The 16,087-nt window shown below is 40.6% G+C and carries 12 protein-coding genes; 3 read left to right on the top strand and 9 right to left on the bottom strand.

Going from position 1 to position 16,087, the window contains the following annotated elements:
* Positions 1-249: 249 nt before the first annotated feature.
* Positions 250-1,191 carry a LysR family transcriptional regulator gene (locus J678_RS13100; protein WP_017392964.1) on the bottom strand — a complete coding sequence of 314 codons (942 nt, stop codon included), beginning with the start codon at positions 1,189-1,191 and terminating at the stop codon, positions 250-252.
* 206 nt (positions 1,192-1,397) lie between these two features.
* On the opposite strand from J678_RS13100, the gene J678_RS13105 reads away from it, so the two are divergent.
* Positions 1,398-4,880, top strand: coding sequence for an indolepyruvate ferredoxin oxidoreductase family protein (locus J678_RS13105; RefSeq protein WP_017392965.1), 3,483 nt, complete (start codon positions 1,398-1,400; stop codon positions 4,878-4,880).
* A gap of 60 nt (positions 4,881-4,940) precedes the next feature.
* On the opposite strand, the gene J678_RS13110 is transcribed toward J678_RS13105, so the two are convergent.
* Positions 4,941-5,744, bottom strand: a complete 804-nt coding sequence (locus J678_RS13110; RefSeq protein ID WP_017392966.1) for a thioesterase family protein — start codon at positions 5,742-5,744, stop codon at positions 4,941-4,943.
* A 196-nt stretch (positions 5,745-5,940) separates the two neighbouring features.
* Positions 5,941-7,743: an acyl-CoA dehydrogenase C-terminal domain-containing protein gene (locus J678_RS13115; protein WP_017392967.1), complete on the bottom strand. Its 1,803-nt coding sequence runs from the start codon at positions 7,741-7,743 to the stop codon at positions 5,941-5,943.
* Between the two features lie 320 nt (positions 7,744-8,063).
* Here J678_RS13115 and J678_RS13120 point away from each other — a divergent pair, with 320 nt between their 5' ends.
* Entirely contained in the window at positions 8,064-8,498 is a 435-nt protein-coding gene (locus tag J678_RS13120; protein ID WP_017392968.1) for a PaaI family thioesterase, read from the top strand.
* Positions 8,499-8,518: 20 nt separating this feature from the next.
* Here the strand turns inward: J678_RS13120 and J678_RS13125 are convergent, their stop codons facing one another.
* From J678_RS13125 to J678_RS13150, 6 genes are read right to left on the bottom strand one after another with little or no spacing between them, the layout of a single operon-like run.
* Positions 8,519-9,736, bottom strand: a complete 1,218-nt coding sequence (locus tag J678_RS13125; RefSeq protein WP_017392969.1) for an MFS transporter — start codon at positions 9,734-9,736, stop codon at positions 8,519-8,521.
* A gap of 18 nt (positions 9,737-9,754) precedes the next feature.
* Positions 9,755-11,071, bottom strand: a complete 1,317-nt coding sequence (gene dcaP / locus J678_RS13130) for an outer membrane trimeric porin-like protein DcaP (RefSeq protein ID WP_017392970.1) — start codon at positions 11,069-11,071, stop codon at positions 9,755-9,757.
* A gap of 37 nt (positions 11,072-11,108) precedes the next feature.
* A complete protein-coding gene (locus J678_RS13135) occupies positions 11,109-11,762 on the bottom strand; it encodes a 3-oxoacid CoA-transferase subunit B (protein ID WP_000116037.1) in 654 nt (217 codons plus the stop codon).
* Complete coding sequence (locus tag J678_RS13140) at positions 11,762-12,430, bottom strand: 3-oxoacid CoA-transferase subunit A (RefSeq protein ID WP_002048307.1); 669 nt, start codon at positions 12,428-12,430, stop codon at positions 11,762-11,764. The genes J678_RS13135 and J678_RS13140 overlap by 1 nt, the downstream gene beginning before the upstream one ends.
* Positions 12,431-12,477: 47 nt before the next feature.
* On the bottom strand, positions 12,478-13,761 hold the full coding sequence (locus tag J678_RS13145; protein WP_002048335.1) for an MFS transporter: 1,284 nt from the start codon (positions 13,759-13,761) through the stop codon (positions 12,478-12,480).
* Positions 13,762-13,819: 58 nt separating this feature from the next.
* The gene (locus tag J678_RS13150; protein ID WP_002157175.1) at positions 13,820-14,974 is read right to left on the bottom strand and encodes an acyl-CoA dehydrogenase family protein; all 1,155 of its coding nucleotides are present in this window, start codon (positions 14,972-14,974) and stop codon (positions 13,820-13,822) included.
* Positions 14,975-15,286: 312 nt separating this feature from the next.
* On the opposite strand from J678_RS13150, the gene J678_RS13155 reads away from it, so the two are divergent.
* Positions 15,287-16,075 (top strand): enoyl-CoA hydratase, encoded by a 789-nt coding sequence (locus tag J678_RS13155; protein WP_016805020.1) that lies wholly within the window; start codon positions 15,287-15,289, stop codon positions 16,073-16,075.
* The last annotated feature ends 12 nt before the right edge of the window (positions 16,076-16,087 follow it).

Consider the following 16,087-nt stretch of genomic DNA (forward strand, 5'->3'; position numbering starts at 1 on the left):
ATCAATTAAAGTAGCTCAGCATCTGGTATAAAGCTGAATATTAGGTGAAATACCAGATCATCCTATCTCATCTTTATCTCATTCTGTTCAGGAATTGGGACTCAATCCCTCATGCAATTTTTTTAAAATCTGTTATTTATCTTTGTATTAAATGCCTCTTTCAAAAGAAGCATTTTCTACCCTATTTTTATTCTAATCCGTATTATTCTTCATCCTTTTTCAATTGTAATCCTTAAAAAATTTATCTCATTATTTATAAAAATAAGATGCATCCATTTCAATTCTTGGAGAAATATATTCTTCTACCCAATCTAACCATGCACGTGTTTTGGCATCAATAAAATGGCGTGAAGGCAATAAGGTATAAACCCCGATATCAGGTGAACGCCACTCTGGCAAGATATGACATAATCTTCCATTCTGAACTGCATCTAAAGTCGAAAACATCGGCAATAATGCGATGCCCATATCCTGTTGTACCACATCTAATAATAACTCAGGGTTATCTGCAATGAGTTGCCCACCAATGTCGATTTGGTAAGACTCACCACTTGTATTTAATAAGTGCCAATCTGGTGTAATAGACGGATTTACCAAGCGTAAACAGGCATGATTTTTTAAGTCTTCGGGGGACTCAGGTACCCCATGTTTTTCTAGGTAAGCAGGTGATGCACATAAAACAGAAAAAATAGTGCCAATTCTGCGTGCAACAAACCGTGAGTCTGTTAATGATTCAGTCAGATAAAGGCTAACATCGACCCCTTTTGCCAACAGGTCCGGAACGTATTGTGAAGTCGTATATTCCACGGTTAATTCGGGGTAATGTTTACAAAACTCGGCCATCACTGGAAAAACATAATGATGCCCAAAGCTACCCATACTTAATACGCGTAAACGGCCTTTGGGTTTAGAAGCCGTTCCGGTGACTTCTGATTCTGCTTCATCCACCATTGAAATGACTTGGCGACAGCGCTCTGCATAAGTCGCACCAATATCAGTGAGGGCCTGCTGGCGTGTTGAGCGTTGTATTAATTTTGTACCTAAGCGTGTTTCTAGCTCGCTGATAAGACGTGAAACCTGTGCTGTGGTCAGATCCATCTGCTCAGCTGCTGCTGTGAAACTCCCGCTATCAATCACTTTCAGGAATGCATGCATAGCATGCAATAGTCCACCATCGAGATTTTTGCGCATAACGTAAATATGTTTTCCTAAATTACGGATTGTTGCACCAGTTTAGTTCAACCACAATGACTAAATGTACATACATTGGCACCAATTCTTTTTTAAGAAGAGGAACCGATCTTTTTTTTATTTCGTATGTCACTTGCTCCAAATATTCAACTGGATGTTGAAAAAAGAAAGTAGTCCGAGCTACTAAAAATTCTAAGGAGATATAAATGAATATAGCTACAAAAGTCACTCCAAATATTATTGCAACAAAGGATGTGTCACTTGAAGATAAATATGTAAGTGATAACGGTACAGCATATATGACCGGCATTCAGGCACTTGTTCGCTTGCCTCTTGCCCAAACTCGCCGTGACGCGATTAATGGTTATCATACTGCTGGTTTTATTTCTGGTTATCGCGGTTCTCCTGTTGGTAACTATGATAGTTTCCTTTGGCAAGTTCAAGGATTACTTAAATCCCATAATGTTGTATTTCAACCTGGCGTAAATGAAGACTTGGCTGCTACCGCAATTTGGGGTACCCAACAAGTTAACCTTTCAGGTCAAGGCAAATATGATGGAGTGTCTTCATGGTGGTATGGTAAAGGTCCGGGTGTTGACCGTTCAGGCGATGTACTCCGCCATGCTAACTTAGCTGGTACCTCTGAACGTGGTGGTGTCGTTGCTTTATTTGGTGATGACCACTCTTGTAAATCTTCTACAATTCCCCACCAGTCTGAACATGTCATGATTGGTTGCGGTATTCCAATTTTCTACCCAACATCCGTTCAACAAATTTTAGACTTTGGTGTTCACGCCATTGCTGTTTCACGTTTTTCTGGTCTGTGGACTTCAATGAAGCTGGTCAGTGAAATTGTAGAAACTTCAGCTTCTGTTCATGTCGATTTAGACCGTGTCACTCCTGTTATACCAAAAGATGTCAATTTCCCAGAGGGTGGCGTTAATATTCGTTGGCCAGATCATGGTATTCAACAAGAAGAACGTCTTTATAAAAATCGCTTACCTGCTGTTTTGGCTTATGCCCGTGCGAATAAAATCAATACCGTAACATGGCCTTGTGAAAATGCCCGTATTGGTATTGCTGCAAGCGGTAAAGGTTATTTAGATACCATTGAAGCCCTACGTATTTTAGGTATTGAGGATGAAACAGCCCAACAGCTTGGGTTACGTGTTTATCAAGTTGGGCTGATTTGGCCTCTAGAACCACAAGGTCTACGTGAATTTGCCGAAGGTTTAGAAGAGCTAATTGTTGTTGAAGAAAAACGTCCAATTCTTGAGACACAAATTAAAGATGAGTTGTACTCACTTCCTGATGACAAACGTCCTCGCGTTATTGGTAAAGCGATTGATGGCAAAGGTGAATGGAGTACCTCTATTGAAGAAGCACCACTCATTGGTCACTATGAGTATCAGCCTGAACCGATTGCAAAAATGCTGGCTGCTCGCTTCTTAAAACTAGATATTCCAGAAAGCTTAAAAGTACAAATTCAAAGCAGAATCGACTTACTGCTAAAAGCAGAGCAAGAATCAAAACGTGTGATTGACCTTGCTGAACGTAAACCTTATTTCTGTAGTGGTTGCCCACATAACTCATCAACAGTCGTCCCTGAAGGTAGCCGTGCACTTGGTGGTATCGGTTGTCACTATATTGCCGTTTCACTTGACCGTGGTACCGAAACGTTCTCTCAAATGGGGGGTGAAGGTGTAAGTTGGGTGGGTGCATCACCATTTACCAATGAAAAACACATTTTTGCAAACCTTGGTGATGGAACCTATTTCCACTCTGGTTACTTAGCAATTCGTCAATCTATCGCTGCAAAAACAAATATCACCTACAAAATCCTCTACAACGATGCGGTCGCTATGACAGGTGGTCAGCATGTAGATGGGCATTTGAGCGTTGCACAGTTAACTCGCCAGCTCGCTGCCGAAGGTATTAAAAAACAAGTGATTGTCACTGATGAAGTTAAATTATTAAATGAAGAAGACGGTATTGCAGCGGGTGTAGAAATTCGCCACCGTAATGAGCTTGATGCAGTTCAACGTGAGCTACGTGAAGTTTCAGGTGTAACCGCTTTAATTTATGTACAAACCTGTGCCAGTGAAAAACGCCGTCGCCGTAAACGTGATGCCTACCCTGACCCAGCTGAGCGTTTATACATTAACAGTGATATTTGCGAAGGTTGTGGTGACTGTTCTAAAAAATCAAACTGTTTATCTATTGAACCTGTAGAAACAGCTTTAGGCACTAAACGCCAAATTAACCAAAGTAGCTGTAATAAAGACTTCACTTGTGCCGAAGGGTTCTGCCCTAGTTTTGTGACTGTTCATACACGTGATATGAAACGTCCTGCTAAATTTGAAGGTATTGGTGCAGGCTGGCCAACATCACCCGTTATTCCTCAGTTATATGACGTTCCAAGTCGTATTATGGTCGGTGGTATTGGTGGTACAGGTGTTGTGACTATTGGTGCACTGCTTGGTATGGCGGCTCACCTCGAAGGTAAAGCAACACGTGTTATGGACATGGCCGGCCTTGCCCAAAAAGGTGGTACGGTTTATTCATACGTTCAACTTGCAGCAAGTGATGAGCAAATTTCTTCTACCAAAATTCCGGCGGGTCAATGTGAATTACTCATCGGTGCAGATGCAGTAGTCGCTGGTGGTAGCGCTGCTCTATCTCGTTTAAAAGATGATGCTTTGGTTATTGTGAATGAAGACAGTACCCCTACTTCTGAGTTTATTAAATCTCGTGACTGGTATGCGCCTATTACCGATTTAATTGACCGTCTTCGTGGTCGTGTTCGTCAAGGGCAACTGGTTTCTCTGCCAGCGGCTCGTATTGCAACACAACTCTTAGGTGATTCAATTTATACCAATCAGTTATTACTCGGTATGGCATGGCAATCTGGTCGCATTCCGCTATTACGTGAAAGTATTGAAAAAGCAATTCGCCTAAATGGTACGGCTGTTGAAAAGAACCTCGAAGCTTTCCGTGTAGGTTGTCATCTTGCAAGTGACCCGACTTTAGCTGCTCGTTTACTTGCAGCAATGCCAAAAACCAAAACTCCGCAAACTTTAGCTGAACTTATTGAAGACCGTTCTGCTCGTTTAACAGACTACTGGAATGAAGCTTATGCAGCTAAATACCGCACGCTTGTAGAATTGGCAGCTAAAAAGTTACCAGAAGAGTTAACAGGTACGATTGCAACTCAGCTTTACAGAGTTATGGCTTATAAAGATGAATATGAAGTTGCACGTCTACTAACAGGTAAAAGCTTCAAAGAATCGATCGAAACCCAATTCGGTAAAGGCTTACGTTTAACCTATCATCTTGCTCCACCAGCGTTACTCGGTGGTCTGAAAAATGTCCGTAAACGTGCGTTTGGTTACTGGATGCGTTTCCCGATGATGATGCTCGCTCGTTTACAATGGCTTCGTGAAACTTTCCTTGACCCATTTGCGCGTCAAGAAGAACGTCAACACGAACAAGCTTGGCGTGACCGTTACATCGCATTTGTTGAAGCACTTGTTGAGGCACCAGACAATCATAACTTGGCAGTTGCTGAACAAATTGCAAAATTACCGGCAGAAGTCCGCGGTTATGGTCATATCAAAATAAAAGCAATGGACGCTGCAAAACAACGTTGGGATGAGCTTACCCCAACATTGCTAAAAGTACGTAACTAACAATTAAATCTCAATAAAAAAGTCATCCTTGGGGATGACTTTTTTTATTGGCTCAAAAATTTATTTAGTCATTTTACGTAAAGTCAAAATCTGCTCGCTTCGTCCAAATGGACCATACACATCATGTAAAACTGCACTGGTTAAACCAATGCCATCCGAACCATATTGCTGAACAGTTTCCAGACCCAACCATTTACCTTGCGGATAACGGTGCATGTGGATTTGTAAATCAAGATTTGGAAAGCCCCAAGTAAATTCTCCTTCTTGTCTTGGGACAATGCCGTTTGCGGTATCTACCATGCCAATTAAATGCGCAAAATCTGTGGTCGGCTGGCCTTCAACCATTTCTTTATCATTGTTTAGCCAAACAATGCCTTTACCTGCGCGATGCTGATCATCAGTTTTAGTGACTAATGTCTGGATAAAACCACCCGGCCATCTTTTCATACCCGTCCATTCGGTAAAGGTATCAGGATGATGAATTGGTTGATCTTCAAGCCCCGCAATCTCGGAACTGTCTTGAGTGCACATGCGCCATGCTCTAGCCACAATACAAGTTTTACCTTGTGCTTGTAGTTCTGCTTCAATCAATTCAATCGTTTTACCGGCACGAATGACATGTGTTTTAATCGTAAATTCACCAAATGCAATCAATCCAAAAATATCAAAACTAATTCGACCAATTCGCATATCTTGTCGTGGTGAAAACTGTTCTAACTCTACTGCGATCACGCCACTTGCAGGCGCCATATGCTGTTCATGAGGGTTCCAAGCACCTTGTGCATGAACAGTTGAGCAATAATGAGCAATCACTTCACCTTGAGGACCAATTGTTCTATTCAGTAATTGATAATAAGCATTCATGATTTTCTTTCCTTAGTCCTTGTCCAACATCAATATTTGATGAAAATTCACGTTTTAATGCTTATGTTAACCCTCTATTTATTTGACTCAACTGGTTTTTCCTACCAAAAACTGATGAGTCTAAAATTACAAATTTAATCACTAGGTAAAATTTCGCATGTCAATTTCACCCAGTGATTCTAAAAATTACTAGTTGCTAAAATGCAAAAGCATCTTGATCGAGCTCCATCACAGGATCAGCTCCAGACTCAATAGAAGCAGCATGGCTCTGTGTACGATGTAAAAGTTTTTGATAGAAAAACTTAGCAGTCGTTAATTTTGCTTTATAAAAAGCTTGCTCTTGTGTACCCGATTCTAATTTTTCATGGGCAACTTGTGCCATTCGAACCCACAAATACGCGAACACGACGTAACTAGAAAAATAAAGATAATCCACTGAAGCTGCCCCTATTTCTTCTGGGTTGTGCTTGGCTTTCTCTGCAATAGATTTGGTCAGTGACAGCCATTGCTGCTTAAGCTCAGCTAATTTTTCTAAATAAGGTTTCAGCACTTCATTTGATTGGTACTGGCTAATAAACTGATCAATCAAATCGGTCATGTTCTTTAGAAGTTTGCCTTCCGACTTGAGGACTTTACGTGCGAGTAGATCTAAAGACTGAATCTCAGTTGTACCTTCATACAATGTCGAGATACGTGCATCACGTACAATTTGCTCCATGCCATGTTCAACAATAAAGCCATGACCACCAAATACTTGAACACCATGCTTTGCAGACTCATTACCCGACTCTGTTAAAAAGGCCTTAGCAATCGGCGTTAAAAAAGCCAGCAATTCATCGGAGTGTTTTTGCTGTTCCTGATCGTTTGAGCTTTCGACAATATCGACATGCTGAGCTAGAAAGTAAGCCAGTGCACGGCCACCTTCAGAAAACGCTTTTTGTGTCATTAACATTGAACGTACAGCGGGATGCACAATAATTGGATCGGCATTTTTCTCAGGATATTTAGGACCAGATAACGAACGCATAGCGAGACGCTCTTTAGCATAACTTAACGCGCCTTGAAATGAGATTTCAGAAGCAGCAAGCCCTTGTACGGCTGTTCCAATACGTGCGGTATTCATAAAGGTAAACATACAATTGAGCCCGCGATTTTCAGGACCAATTAAATAACCTTTGGCACCATCAAAATTCAGCACACAGGTCGCATTTCCATGAATCCCCATTTTATGTTCAATCGCACTACAAACGACTTTATTACGGTCCAACACCTGACCGTCATCACTCACATTAAATTTAGGCACAATAAATAAAGAAATACCTTTAGTCCCTGCAGGCGCCTGAGGCAAACGGGCTAAAACAATATGAATAATATTTTCAGAAAGATCATGTTCTCCTGCTGAAATAAAAATCTTTTCACCTGTAATGGAGTAACTACCGTCCGGATTTGGCTCTGCTTTTGTTCTAATTAAGCCAAGGTCTGAGCCTGCATGTGATTCGGTTAAACACATGGTTCCGGTCCAAACACCGCTAATGAGTTTAGTCAAAAACTTCTGTTTTTGTTGCTCGGTCCCATGGTGCTCAATTGTTCTCATTGCACCATGAGACAACCCCGGATACATTGCCCACGCCCAATTGGAACCACATAACATTTCAGAAATCGCAATTCGTAGCAATGTCGGTAAGCCTTGCCCACCATATTCCGGATCGGCGGTTAAAGAGGTAAATCCAAGCTCGGCATATTTTTGGTAGGCTTCTTTAAAACCTTTCGGCGTTGTCACCACACCTTGATTTAAATGACAGCCTTCTTGATCGCCATTTTGGTTAATCGGTGCCAATTCATTTTCACAAAAATCTGCTGCTGCCTCTAAGTATTGATCAATTAATTCTCGATTTACGCTTTCCTGATATTTGCTTAAACCTTGATAGTTCTGTTCTGTTTGAAGCATTTCATGCAGTACAAATTGCATATCGCGTAATGGAGCTTTGTATAAAGGCATAGTTTTTTTCCTTTCACCTCTCTGCCTGTGTCATGGGCAGATAACGTTTTTCCTTAAAATGGACTTTTATTGTTTCAATCTCATCAAAATATCAAAAAATTTCTTATAGCAAAATATATTTTCACTAATTTAATAAAATTATCCTAACTTAGCTATAGAGATAAAATATAAACATATGTTTTTAAATATAAATTTAATATAAAAAGTAGTTAACCTCTCTTAACTAGAATAAATTTATATTTTGTATTGCAAAATTTTATTCCGTAAAAATTCAATTTATAGTATGGTGATTAGACTGCTTAATCATGCAAGGATGATTTATGGAAAGCCCGAAATACACAGGTCTTGAGTTTTTAACCGCTTTAAAAAATGGTGAAGTTTCACCATCACCTATGGCTCACACCATACCGATGGAACTCGTTGAAGTTTCCGAAGGTAAAGCAACTTATAAAGTTACCCCTCGCAAAGAACATAGAAATATACAAGGCGGTGTACACGGCGGCTTTTGCGCTACAGCTTTAGATACAGCAACAGGCAGCGCAGCTCATACCCTACTTGAACATGGCGTTGGTTATGGAACTATTGATTTAAATGTAAAAATGATTCGTCCTATGCAAGTTGATACGTCTTACTATGCGACAGCCGAGTTGATTAATGCGGGCCATAATATTATTAGTACCCAAGGTAAAATCGTAGATGAAAACGGCAAGGTGTATGCTTTTGCTTCGGCAACCTTAATGATTATTCGCAAATAATAAAATTTTAAAGCTCCTGTTTATGGAGCTTTTTCTTGCTTGGTAATCTTACCCATTTCATAAAAATCTAAGCGATCAATCACGAAACTTGTTATTGCCATTGCTAAACCTAAAGCAGCACATGCTTCCCATCCCCAGTGTTTCCAAGCATACACCGCAATAAAAGAACCTAAGGCGGCTCCACCAAAATATAAAGTCATATAAATTGAATTAATACGGGAACGTGCCTCGGCCGAAATCCGGTAGACCAGATTTTGGTTGAGTACATGAAATGCTGACAAACCAAAATACGCCATAATCACGCCAACAGCGTAGGCAACCAAAGACTGCTGTGCAAAAAATAGTGGTATCCATGCACTCATTAATAGTGCCATACAAACCAATGCAATCCTATTTTCAAGGCCTGCTGCAATTTTCTTGCCTGCCCATGGGGTCGCAAACACGCCAGCCAATCCAACAATTCCAAATAAACCGATCTGGAAATCGTTAAAATGATAAGGCTCATTCGCTAAAATAAAAGTCATGGTGGTAAAAATGAGAGTCAAAATACCAAAGCCAATTCCGCCAGCAAAACCACGGCGCAGCAAATGAGGCTGATGAACAGCTAATGAAAATAACGAACCATAAATCTGTAGAATATTGAGTTGATGGGATTTTCGCGCCACTGGTAACTTTACCCACATTACCCAAGCAAACACCAAAATGACAATTCCGCTAATTAAATAAACCGCATGCCAAGACCAAACTGTAGAAAGTAAGCCTGCAATAGAGCGCGCCAATAATATTCCTAAGAACAAACCACTCATGAGGGTGCCTACAACTTGAGGGCTTTTTTTCGGGCTGGCTAAACCTGCGGCAAAGGGAACTAAAACTTGAGTCGCAATCGAAAAGAATGTTGCTAAAAAGGTAAAGCCATATAAAGCTGGCAAAGTTTGACTTAAAGATAACCCCACTTGTGCAAGGCCCGTACAACACATGAGCAAGCAAATATAACTACGTTTTTCAAAGAAATCGCCTAAGGGAACCAATATAAAAAGGCCAAGTGCATATGACAGTTGGCTAATCACAATAGTTAAGGCGACTTGTTCGGCATTGACTTTTAATGCTTCTGCAATGGAATAGATTAAGGGCTGATTATAATAGTTTGAACCCGCACAAATTCCACATGTCATTGCCATGATAAAAATAAAGCTTTTTGACAGTATATTTTCTGCATTGGGCTCAACTATTTTTTCCATTTTTAATTACGCCCTATTTTAGAATTTATACATTGATACAAAGTTTATGCGTGACACATCAGCGGTTCGGCCATCGAACACTTCTCGTTTGCCTTGGTGATATTCCATTCCAATATCCATTTGCTCAATTGGTGAATAAAAGACGTTAGCTGCGTAGTCCGTTAAGCGTTTATTGGCATCTGGGTTGAGTTTGGCATAAGCCGTGTCATCATCATAATCAAACATTGAAGCCGATAAGTTCGCACGCCATTGCTCATTAAATTTATATGAATAACCAATATTGATACTATTCAACTTATTCATCACCAAATCTGTTTTATCTTCGTTTAAAGAAAAATCACCCGCAGCATTTAAACTTGTTGAATTTGCCAAACCACTTTGGGTGGTATACGGCATAAATTTTTGATCACCGACAATATATTGATAATTCGCTTGTACCGATTGTTGTGGCGTGAGTTGATATTTTAAGCCGCCTCCTGCACCCCAGCTTACTTTCTTCACCGTGGCAGTTGCGACATCTGCGGATTTTTCATTTATAAAGCCTTGAGCAAGTGCTGTTAAAGGACCTTGTTTAAAGGTATAGCGACCCGTTAAAGTTGGAAATGCCGAGACTCTCGAACCTGTATATTCCAAAGCTACTTTTAAATCATTATTGGCATCAATTTTCCAGTCATAGCGAATTTGAGGAGTACGCGTATAGGAAGTTCCCACAAATTGGGTGTAATCAACAGCTTCTGTACGGGTTTCCATGTTAGACATGAGTGACCATGTTTGTCCAAAGGTCCAGTCTTTATAGGTAAAAAATGCATGACGGATACGGAATTTACCATCCCCCGTTCCCATGTTAGAGCTATCAAAGAAATCGGCTTCAATATTTCCCGTCACAGCTTTATTTGGGCTATTAAAATAAACACCGAGTCGGCTTGCATTAATCATGGCATCCGAACGCGCATGATTCGAACGTTTTTCACTTTCAAAAGGTGTTCGGTACAGACTGCTGGTCGTTCTACCGCCCGAGTCTGGTGATGACTTAAAATCAACCGCTGCATCAATACGGGCAATACCATAAACCTTAACGTTATCCGTCCAAGTAACCCATGAAGGAGCAACAGGCTTTTCTGTTACCGTTGCTTTAGTTTTTTCAATGTTCTCTTCGATCTTAACCTGTTTGACCTGTAAATTATTTTGAGTTTGTTTCTGAGCAGCAAGTTCTGCTTTTAATTTTTGCAGCTCGGTTTCTAGCAAATTAATTCTTTGTTCTGTGGTATCTGAAGAATTTGCAAAAATAGTCCCTGAAGCCGCAGCGCAAGCTGCAGCTAAAATTAATTTTTTCATCTTTTAATCCTTAAAGAAGCGTTTTTTCCGTGTGTATTTAGGCTACACGTGCATCGATTAGTTCACAGTCAGTGACTGCCTGTAATTCATCAAAAGTTAAGCCGTCTACCATTTCCTTGACGTAAGCTTTTTGGTCCTTGAGTTCAATAATGCATAAATCGGTGTAAATACGGTTTACACACTGCTCACCCGTTATTGGATAACTCAGTTCTTTTACAATTTTGGGCTCACCTTTTTTAGTCACATGCTCCATATAGACATAAATCGTTTTTGCACCCACTGCCAAATCCATAGCACCGCCGACTGCTGGTACATCATCTGCTTTACCGGTATGCCAGTTTGCCAAGTCTCCATTGACCGCAACTTGGAATGCACCAATCACGCAAATGTCCAAATGACCGCCACGCATAATGTCAAACGAGTCGCCATGATGCATAAAGCATCCACCGTCTAACAAAGTGACAAGTTCTTTTCCGGCATTTACCAGATCTTCATCTTCCTCACCCGGTTGTGGTGGAGGCCCAAAAGCCAAAACACCATTTTCCGAATGTAAAAAAATTTCTTTGTCTTTTGGCAAGAATTTAGCAACGTTGGTCGGTAAGCCAATGCCTAAATTGACATAAGAACCTTCCGGAATGTCATTGGCAATGAGTTTGGCAATATCTTCACGAGAACGCTTTTGAACTGACATTAGATATCTCCTACTTTTACAACGTGCTGAACAAAAATTCCCGGTGTAATAATGCACTCTGGGTCAAGCGTTCCTAGCTCTACGGTGTCATTCACTTGAACAATCGTGGTCTTGGCGGCTTTTGCCATGATTGGACCAAAATTGCGGGCCGCTTTGCGATAAGTTAAATTGCCCCAGCGGTCGGCTTTATCGGCATAAATCAGTGCAAAATCAGCTTCAAGTGGATATTCAAGCACATAGTTTTTACCGTTAATGGTTCGGGTTTCTTTGCCTTCGGCAATTTTAGTGCCATAACCAGTCGGAGTAAAAATAGCACCGAGACCAGCTCCTGCGGCTTGAATACGACATGCCAAATTACCTTGCGGAACCAGTTCCAACTCAATTTTTCCCGCTCTATATAAGTCTTGAAAAACAGTGGATCCTGCAGATTTCGGAAATGAGCTAATCATTTTTTTAACACACCCGGCAATAATCAGCTTGGTTAGACCACGGTCACCCGAAGCTGCATTATTGTTTACAATGGTGAGTTCTTTTTTTCCCAAATCGATTAAGGCTTCTATTAATTCAGCAGGTTGCCCCGTCACACCAAACCCGCCTGTCATGATGGTTGCTCCATCAGGAATAGCTTTTAAAATCGGTTCAATGTCACTGGTGATTTTATTTATCATCTCACTTGTCCCTTTTCATCCTTAATTTAAGGTGACAGATTGATCTGTCACTCTGCCTTTTGCGGGTTAAATAGTCGGTCTTTAATAAATAACAATGGAATTACACCGCAGATAAAATAAGCCGCAGCCATCACCAAAAGTCCTAAGCCAATAGAACCGTTTTGCGATAGATAACCAATTGTTAATGGAGAGAAAATTGAAAGTACTTTGCCAATGTTATAAGCGCCGCCCACCGCCGAACCTCGAATAGAAGTCGGGAAGCTTTCTGTCATATAGGTGGCATTAATTGCATATGGAATACCGTAAAGGAAACCGAAAAACAGCATCATCCATAAAATGTTAGTTGGTGTATTTAAGTAAACAATGACTGGAATAAATAAGGCTGTACCAATGGTTCCAAAAGCGAATACAGCGCGGCGTCCTAATTTATCGGCAACAATTCCTGCAATTACTTTGGCGAACATCATAATCAGGAAAGTACCGACCATATACATGGCCATTTCTTTAAACTTGATGCCTAGATCAGACTCTAAATAAGCCGGTAACCAGTTACTTACGCCGTAATAACCAAACTGTAGTGCACCAGTACTAATAATCCAAAGTACAAACATGGTGCCATGCTTTTTATCTCTTAAAATCTCAAGATATGGATTTTGACGTTTTTTAGGTTGGCTACTTTGAGCTATTTCTAACGCTTTTAATTGACGCGCTTTTTTCCATGACTCAGGTTCAGGTACACATATGTGCATCAAAATTGATAACACTACAGGCGCAATTGCAATCCAGTAAAGGAAACGCCACCCGTGTTCAGGAATAATGTGTCCTGCTAGTAATGTCGCGAGTAAAGAACCTAAGGTATAACCTGTCATCAGCGTTGCCAAAACGGTAGAACGATGTTTAGTCGGAACCATTTCTGACATTAAAATATTACAGGCAATATAAAGTGCACCTAAACCCATCGCTCCAAAAGTTCTTAAAACTGCAAATTGCATATAAGAGTGTGTAAAGCCTAGCGCACAGGTTAAAACTGAAGAATAAGCAATAAAGAACACAATAATGCGAACCCGACCAAAACGGTCACATGCCCAACCACCAATGAGACCGCCCACGGCCGAGCCAAATAGAGTCAGGCTTCCTAATGTTCCAGCTTGCACACCAGTTAAATGAAATTCTGTTTTAAGACTAGTGAGGCTTAATGCCAAAAAACCTAAATCTGCCCCATCACATAAAAGTGTAAAAAAAGCGAATATAAATGCAGTAATCCAAATCTTTTTGGGCGTTTGAATAGCTTCAGTGCTACTCATATTTTCTGTCACAGTATTTGTTGTCATGTCCATATCCTCAGAAGGAACATGAGGCATCCCATGCCTCATGGCATTTGATTTTTTATTAGGCTGTAGCTTCCCTAATCATGTTTTTGGCAATAATAAGTTGTTGAACTTGCGTCGTTCCTTCATATAAACGGAACAAACGTACATCACGATAAAAACGTTCAATGGCATATTCACTGATATAGCCTGCACCACCATGAATCTGTACACAGCGGTCAGCAACGCGTCCGCACATTTCCGTCGCAAACATTTTTGCGCAAGAAGCTTCTGTGCTAATGTTTTCGCCATTATCACGGCGGCGAGCTGCATCTAAAACCATACATTTAGCGGCATATATTTCGGCTTTTGAGTCGGCAAGCATGGCTTGAATCAGCTGAAAGTTCGCAATAGGCTGACCAAACTGCTTACGCTCAATCGCATAATGCAATGCGTCGTTTAGCATGCGTTCAGCAACCCCAACGCTATAAGCACCAATGTGCAAACGTCCTTTATCCAGCACTTTCATGGCCGTTTTAAAACCGACACCTTCTACCCCACCAATCAGTGCAGAAGCAGGTACACGGCAGTTATCAAAAATTACATCACAGGTGTGTGAACCCTTTTGACCCATTTTTTGGTCAATTTTGCCCAAGGTAATACCTGGCGTATTCGCCTCAACTAAAAAAGCTGAAATCCCTCCCGACCCTTTAATTTCAGGATTCGTTCGAGCCATTACAGTAAAAGTCGCAGCGTGGGGTGCATTGGTAATAAAACGTTTGGTACCGTTTAATACATAAAAGTCACCATCTTTTACTGCGCTGGTTTTTAAAGAGGCAGCATCAGAACCAGACTCAGGCTCGGTTAAACAAAATGAACCAATAATTTCGCCACTTGCATAACGCGGTAAATATTTTTGCTTTTGCTCTTCTGTGCCATCAATCAAAATCGCACTTGAGCCAATACCGTTATTGGTTCCAATTAAAGAACGGAAAGCCGGTGAAGTTTGCCCAAGTTCAAATGCAACTCTGACTTCTTCTTCCATGGTGATGCCTAAGCCACCATATTCTTCGGGAATTGTGAGTCCGAACAAACCTAGCTCACGCATTTGCTGCACAATGTCATCTGGAATTTTGTCTTTCTCTACCACTTCGTTTTCACGAGGGATCAATTCATTTTTTACAAAATCTCGAATTGTTGAAAGTAACTGCTCCAACATCCCTTCATCACGGATCATCTGTGATCTCCCTTTTTATATATTTCCATCGTATCCATCAGCCATTTCCAGCTGGTCTGGATACCATGCTTTTAAATCTTGTTTACTGCGGATGTGTTTCATAGTACGAGAACAAAAATACAAATTTCAAGCTTTTTTGAAAATTAATTTCGTTTAACGAAATTTAAATTTAGACCATTACCTAATATCAATAACTTATCTATTTTAAAAGATGATACCTACGCTATTAAGAGAAATAAGACTTGAAATAAATTCCAAAATAAGCATCATAAAAGGAATATAGTTTTGATATGCGAAACAAGGAATTCAAAAATGAGTGTGTCAACAGGGAATAATTTCGTAGAAGTCGACTTTTCTATTCAAAAAATAGCAGTTGTTAAAATTAACCGCCCAGAAGCAAAAAATGCTTTAAACAGTGAAGTTCGCAAACAACTAGCACAAGCTTTTACCGAGTTAAGTTTTAACGATGAGATCAATGCGGTTGTGCTCACAGGTGGTGAAGAAGTCTTTGCCGCAGGTGCAGATTTAAAAGAAATGGCAACCGCAACTTCCACAGAAATGTTATTGCGTCATACCGAACGTTATTGGAATGCAATTGCCCAATGCCCTAAACCCGTGATTGCTGCTGTAAATGGTTATGCATTAGGTGGTGGCTGTGAACTTGCAATGCATGCTGACATTATTATTGCAGGTAAAGGCGCAACCTTTGGCCAGCCGGAAATTAAAGTCGGTCTAATGCCAGGTGCTGGTGGTACACAACGATTATTCCGTGCAGTGGGTAAATTCCATGCCATGCGCATGATTATGACAGGCGCCATGGTCAACGCCGAAGAAGCTTATTTGATTGGTCTTGTTTCACAAGTCACAGAAGATGACCAAACTATTCCAACTGCGATTCAAATGGCACAAAGCCTCGCCAAAATGCCTCCTATTGCCCTGCAACAAATTAAAGAAGTTGCACTAATGAGCGAAGATGTTCCATTAAATGCAGGCTTAACTCTAGAACGAAAAGCATTCCAGTTGTTATTTTCTACCGAAGATAAAAATGAAGGCGTTCAAGCTTTTATCGAAAAGCGTAAGCCGTCGTATCAAGGTAAATAATTTAAAACCATA

This window comes from Acinetobacter sp. 1424608 (assembly GCF_000588255.1).
Taxonomy (GTDB): domain Bacteria; phylum Pseudomonadota; class Gammaproteobacteria; order Pseudomonadales; family Moraxellaceae; genus Acinetobacter; species Acinetobacter nosocomialis.

Bases quoted from the DNA above. Each gene is read 5' to 3' on its own strand.
- J678_RS13100 (WP_017392964.1), bottom strand. From the start codon at position 1,191: ATGCGCAAAAATCTCGATGGTGGACTATTGCATGCTATGCATGCATTC.
- J678_RS13105 (WP_017392965.1), top strand. From the start codon at position 1,398: ATGAATATAGCTACAAAAGTCACTCCAAATATTATTGCAACAAAGGAT.
- J678_RS13110 (WP_017392966.1), bottom strand. From the start codon at position 5,744: ATGAATGCTTATTATCAATTACTGAATAGAACAATTGGTCCTCAAGGT.
- J678_RS13115 (WP_017392967.1), bottom strand. From the start codon at position 7,743: ATGCCTTTATACAAAGCTCCATTACGCGATATGCAATTTGTACTGCAT.
- J678_RS13120 (WP_017392968.1), top strand. From the start codon at position 8,064: ATGGAAAGCCCGAAATACACAGGTCTTGAGTTTTTAACCGCTTTAAAA.
- J678_RS13125 (WP_017392969.1), bottom strand. From the start codon at position 9,736: ATGGAAAAAATAGTTGAGCCCAATGCAGAAAATATACTGTCAAAAAGC.
- dcaP (WP_017392970.1), bottom strand. From the start codon at position 11,071: ATGAAAAAATTAATTTTAGCTGCAGCTTGCGCTGCGGCTTCAGGGACT.
- J678_RS13135 (WP_000116037.1), bottom strand. From the start codon at position 11,762: ATGTCAGTTCAAAAGCGTTCTCGTGAAGATATTGCCAAACTCATTGCC.
- J678_RS13140 (WP_002048307.1), bottom strand. From the start codon at position 12,430: ATGATAAATAAAATCACCAGTGACATTGAACCGATTTTAAAAGCTATT.
- J678_RS13145 (WP_002048335.1), bottom strand. From the start codon at position 13,761: ATGACAACAAATACTGTGACAGAAAATATGAGTAGCACTGAAGCTATT.
- J678_RS13150 (WP_002157175.1), bottom strand. From the start codon at position 14,974: ATGATCCGTGATGAAGGGATGTTGGAGCAGTTACTTTCAACAATTCGA.
- J678_RS13155 (WP_016805020.1), top strand. From the start codon at position 15,287: ATGAGTGTGTCAACAGGGAATAATTTCGTAGAAGTCGACTTTTCTATT.